This is a genomic window from Ilyobacter sp., from assembly GCF_041583315.1.
Classification (GTDB): domain Bacteria; phylum Fusobacteriota; class Fusobacteriia; order Fusobacteriales; family Fusobacteriaceae; genus Ilyobacter.
Genome location: NZ_JBFHGC010000163.1, coordinates 1 through 5,164, shown reverse-complemented (window position 1 = coordinate 5,164; position 5,164 = coordinate 1). Strand labels below are relative to the sequence as shown.

Genomic DNA, 5,164 nt, shown 5'->3' with positions numbered 1-5,164 from the left:
GTACTAAAATGGTTTGTTGACAATTATCTTGTGAATCTTAACTTTTCAGACAGTGGATTTATTTTTTTATTCATAACAATCAGTATATTTATGACGGAATTAATTTCAAATAGTGCAGTAATAGTGATTCTCCTTCCGGTGGCTATCAATCTTGGAATGAAAATGGGTATCAGTCCTGAGCTTGTTACTATGTCGGTAGCACTTCCATCGGGACTTTCATATATTTTTCCTATAAGCAGTCCTGTTGTAGCTATGATTTATTCTACAGAGCAACTTGATCTAAAAACTCTTATAAAAAGTGGCTTTGTTCTTAAGATTATATCGGTGATTATTATGTTCATATTTATAAAGTATTATTTTCCATTTATAGGAATATAAAAACAGGAGGAAGCAGATGTCAAAAAACATAGTGTGGAGTGAAAGTATAATAGGAAGAAAAGAAAGAGAAAGTATGCTAGGTCAAAATGGTGTCGTTATTTGGATGACTGGTCTTTCGGGATCAGGAAAATCTACAATAGCTAAAAAAGTTCAAGAAAAACTTCATGAAAAAAACAAGTTAGCTTATATCCTTGATGGCGACAACATAAGGCACGGGTTAAATAAGGACCTTGGATTCTCTAAAGAAGACAGGATCGAAAATTTGAGAAGGATAACAGAAGTCGGCAAACTTTTTGTAGACTTAGGGGTTATAACTATTGTCTCTTTCATTTCTCCTTACAGGCAAGACAGAGAAGTTATTAGAAATTCCTTCCTTCCTGGAGAATTTATAGAAGTCTATGTGAAATGCTCTTTAGAGGAGTGTGAAAAAAGGGATGTTAAAGGTCTGTATAAAAAAGCAAGAGATGGCGTGATCAAAAACTTTACTGGAATTGATTCAGAATACGAAGCTCCCATCGATGCGGAAGTCGTTCTAGAAACTGAAAATAAAAGTGTAAATGAACTTTCCGATAAACTTATAGACTTTATAACTAATTCATGGGCGGGGTGATAAAATTGGAAATTGTTAAAATTATTACGGATATTTTAATAATCGGAGGAGGGACTGCTGGATGCCATGGAGCAATCCATGCAAAGGGGTTAGATCCTAAGTTAGACGTAGTAATAATGGAAAAAGCTGGAATAAAAAGAAGCGGATGTCTCGCCGCAGGGGTGAATGCAATAAATGCATATCTTTCTGAGGGTGAAACTCCCGAGTCATATGTTGATTATGTAAAAAAAGAATCCCACGGTTTAATAAGAGAAGATTTAACTTTATCTATAGGAAAAAAATTAAACCATATGACAGAAAAATTAGAGGCTTATGGTTTGGTTTTTTTAAAAGATAAGGATGGCAATTATATTGTCAGAGGAAAAAGAAGTATCAAAATAAATGGTGAGAATATAAAACCAATTTTGGCAAAAAAAACAATTGAAAGCGGAGCTAAGGTGCTTAATAAAGTAATTGCGACAGATTATATAGTAGAGAAAGGACAAATAACAGGAGCTTATGGTTTTTCTTTAGAAATGGATAAATTTTACGTAATTAAGGCTAAAGCGGTAATATGTACTACTGGTGGAGCCTCGGGAATATATAAACCAAATAATCCTGTAGAAGCTCGACATAAGATGTGGTATTCACCTTTCAATACTGGAGATGGACTTGCAATGGGCATAAGATCCGGAGCTGAAATGACAAGCTTTGAAATGAGGTTTATAGCCCTCAGGACTAAGGATACTATATCTCCAACAGGAACAATAGCACAAGGTCTCGAAGTTGGACAGATAAACGCCCTGGGCGAAAATTATATGAAGAGATATGAAAACAAATCTACTCCTATGAGGCTTTATGCAAGTATTTTAGAGAATTTTGAGGGGAGAGGACCTTGTTATTTAGATACAAGAAAAGTTACGAAAGATCAGGTAGAAGAATTGAAAAAAGCTTACCTAAACATGTCGCCATCTATAATCCTTAAATGGCATGATGAAGATATTGATATATCAAAAGAACCTGTGGAGATATGCGGTTCAGAACCTTACATAGTAGGTGGACACGGGCAAGCAGGATACTGGATAAAAAATGACAGAAGTACTAGTGTTAAAGGACTTTTTGCTGCAGGTGATGTATGTGGCGGATCTCCGAAAAAATACGTGACAGGGTGTATGGCAGAGAGTGAAATAGCTGTAGAGTCAGCTATAAAATATCTATCAAGTATAAAGATTTCGAAGGATTTTGATAACAATAAGATAGAGTCTGAAATAAAAAAAGTTTTTTATCCGCTTTATAATAAAAATGGGTTTTTTTCGGCGCAGGATATCGAAGAAAAATTACAGAAGATCATGGATGAATATGCTGGAGGAATAAGCGAAAATTACAAAACAAACGAAGAGAAACTTCTGAAAGCAAAAAAGCTTGTAAAAAAACTCGATAAGGATATAGAAAAGATTAAATGTGAAAAACCTCTAGAAGTCCTTAAGTATAATGAGTTGATAAACAGAATATTAGTTGCTAAAGTTGTGATAGAACATCTTATTTATCGAAAGGAAACAAGATGGAAATGCTATCAAGAGAGAAGTGATTATCCTAACCTAGATAATGAAAACTGGTTTAAATTCGTAAATTCAGTATACAATCAAAAAGAGAACGACATTGTAATAATTCAAAGAGATTTTCAAAGGGTGATGTAGATGGCCATAAAAATTGATGCTAAAAGATGTATTGGATGCCGACTTTGTGTAGATGTCTGTCCAGGAAATCTTATATCTGTAGATAAAAAATGCAAGGCAGAGATATATGATCCGAGAGAGTGTTGGGACTGTACAGCGTGTATGAAGGAGTGTCCTGTGCAGGCAATAGAGATGTATCTTTTTCCGGAAACAGGCGGAAGTGGTAGTACTCTTTTTGTGAAAGAAGAAAAGAATATAATGAAATGGCAGATTAAAGAAAATGGAGTCGTTGTAGAGGAGATAGAAGTAAATAAAAAGGATTCTAACAAGTTTTAGGGGGAGTATCAATATGGATCATTTGGACAGATTAGAAAATAAAAGTGTAAATATTTTAAGAGAGGCATATAGTCAATTTAAAAATCTTGGTATGCTCTGGTCTATAGGAAAGGATAGTACCGTACTTGTATGGCTTGCAAGAAAAGCATTTTTTGGTCATGTACCTATTCCTTTGGTTCATGTAGACACTCATTATAAGATACCTGAAATGATCAATTACAGAGACAGATTTGCAAAAGAGTGGAAAATCGATATGATTTATGGGGAGAATAAAGTTGCTCTGGATTCTAAGCAAACTTATCCAGATGGTAATGTGTCAAGGCTTCAATGCTGCAAATTTTTAAAAGCAGATGCTTTGAAACATACTTTAAATGGGGACTGGACTAGATACAGACTAAACCATAAAAAAGGTGTGTATGAAATTGATGAAAACAGGGAAGCTTTCACAGGCGTTATTGTAGGGGTAAGGGCAGATGAAGAGGGGAGCCGTTCTAAGGAAAGATATTTTTCCCCGCGAAATAAAGAAAATACATGGGAATTTGGTGACCAACCTCCAGAATTTTGGAACCAATACAAAACAGATTTCAAGCCCGGGACACATGTCAGAATACATCCACTCCTTGACTGGACCGAACTAGATATATGGGAATACATTCAAAGAGAAAAAATACCTGTCGTATCACTGTATTTTGATCAAGGTGAAGGCAAAAGATATAGATCCTTAGGATGTTATCCTTGTACCACTCCTGTGGACTCAACAGCTAAAAATGTGGAAGATATAGTCGAGGAACTTAAAACCGGTAAATTTGCAAATATTGCAGAAAGATCTGGAAGAGCTCAAGATAAAGAAGATGGTGGAGGCCTCGAAGAACTGAGAAAAGACGGGTACATGTAAGAGTTAATAGAGTAGAAACTTATTCTTAATATAGAGGAGATGGCTGATGAAGGATATAAAAAGAAAAGAAGATATGAATATAGTAATAGTTGGTCATGTGGACCATGGAAAAAGCACGATTATAGGTAGGCTTCTTGCTGATACAGGATCGCTTCCTAATGGTAAACTTGAAGAGGTAAAAGAAAGGTGCCGTAGAAATTCCAAACCATTTGAATATGCGTTTTTATTGGATGCGCTAAAGGATGAACAGGCCCAAGGTATAACTATAGATTCAGCAAGATGTTTTTTTCAGACAGAAAATAGAGAATATATAATAATAGATGCTCCAGGGCATATAGAATTTTTAAAAAACATGGTCACAGGAGCTTCAAGAGCAGAATCTGCTCTTCTTGTAATAGATGCCAATGAAGGGATACAAGAAAACTCCAAAAGACACGGATATCTTCTTTCGATGTTGGGAATAAACCAAATTTCAGTTCTTGTAAATAAGATGGATCTTGTAAATTACGACAAAAATGTATTTGATAAAATAGTAAAAGAATATACTGGTTTTTTGAGAGAAATAAATGTTGAACCAGATAGTTTTATTCCAATCAGCGGTATGGTAGGTGATAATATTACTACGAAGTCCGAAAATACTCCCTGGTATAATGGGAATACCGTTATCAACATCCTAGACAATTTCCAGATAGCAGAAACTTCTGATGATAAACCATTTAGGATGCCTGTTCAGGATGTTTATAAATTTACAAAAGATGGTGACAATAGAAGAATAGTAGCCGGAACTATAGAAACAGGTAAGCTTTCAGTTGGAGATGAGGTGGTATTTTATCCGTCTGGAAAAAGAAGTACTGTAAAATCAATTGAGGCGTTTAATAGGAAAACTCAAAACTACGTAACGGCAGGTTATTCAACCGGATTTACCCTTAAAGAGCAAATCTACATAACAAGAGGGGAAATGGCAGCAAAAGTTGGATTTTCCAACCCAAAAGTTGCCACAAGAATAAGAGTAAATTTATTTTGGCTTGGAAGATCTCCAATGATAAAAGGTAAAAGCTATTTTTTAAAAATTGGGAACGCCAAAGTAAAGGTTGAGATCGAAAAAATCAAACGGGTTATAGATGCATCTACTCTTACAAATGTAAACAAAGAACAGATTGATAGAAATGATGTTGCTGAATGTATCCTTAAAACTCAAAATCCGATTGCTTTCGACGAAAACAAACATATTCAAAATACGAGTAGATTTGTTATTGTGGATGACTACGATATATCAGGTGGTGGTACTAT

The 5,164-nt window shown here is 34.9% G+C and carries 6 protein-coding genes; all 6 read left to right on the top strand.

The window, feature by feature from the left end; genetic code table 11:
• Nucleotides 1-378 (top strand): anion permease (locus tag ABZA26_RS07065; protein ID WP_372713818.1); only part of this gene is annotated, 378 nt, incomplete at its 5' end.
• Between the two features lie 16 nt (nucleotides 379-394).
• A complete protein-coding gene (gene cysC, locus ABZA26_RS07060) occupies nucleotides 395-988 on the top strand; it encodes an adenylyl-sulfate kinase (protein ID WP_372713817.1) in 594 nt (197 codons plus the stop codon).
• 5 nt (nucleotides 989-993) lie between these two features.
• Nucleotides 994-2,664, top strand: coding sequence for an adenylyl-sulfate reductase subunit alpha (locus ABZA26_RS07055; RefSeq protein ID WP_372713816.1), 1,671 nt, complete (start codon nucleotides 994-996; stop codon nucleotides 2,662-2,664).
• Nucleotides 2,665-2,979, top strand: a complete 315-nt coding sequence (locus tag ABZA26_RS07050; protein ID WP_372713815.1) for a ferredoxin family protein — start codon at nucleotides 2,665-2,667, stop codon at nucleotides 2,977-2,979.
• 13 nt (nucleotides 2,980-2,992) lie between these two features.
• The gene (cysD, locus tag ABZA26_RS07045; protein WP_372713814.1) at nucleotides 2,993-3,874 is read left to right on the top strand and encodes a sulfate adenylyltransferase subunit CysD; all 882 of its coding nucleotides are present in this window, start codon (nucleotides 2,993-2,995) and stop codon (nucleotides 3,872-3,874) included.
• 46 nt (nucleotides 3,875-3,920) lie between these two features.
• Nucleotides 3,921-5,164, top strand: a 1,244-nt coding sequence (locus ABZA26_RS07040) for a sulfate adenylyltransferase subunit 1 (protein WP_372713813.1), incomplete at its 3' end; no start/stop codon positions are given.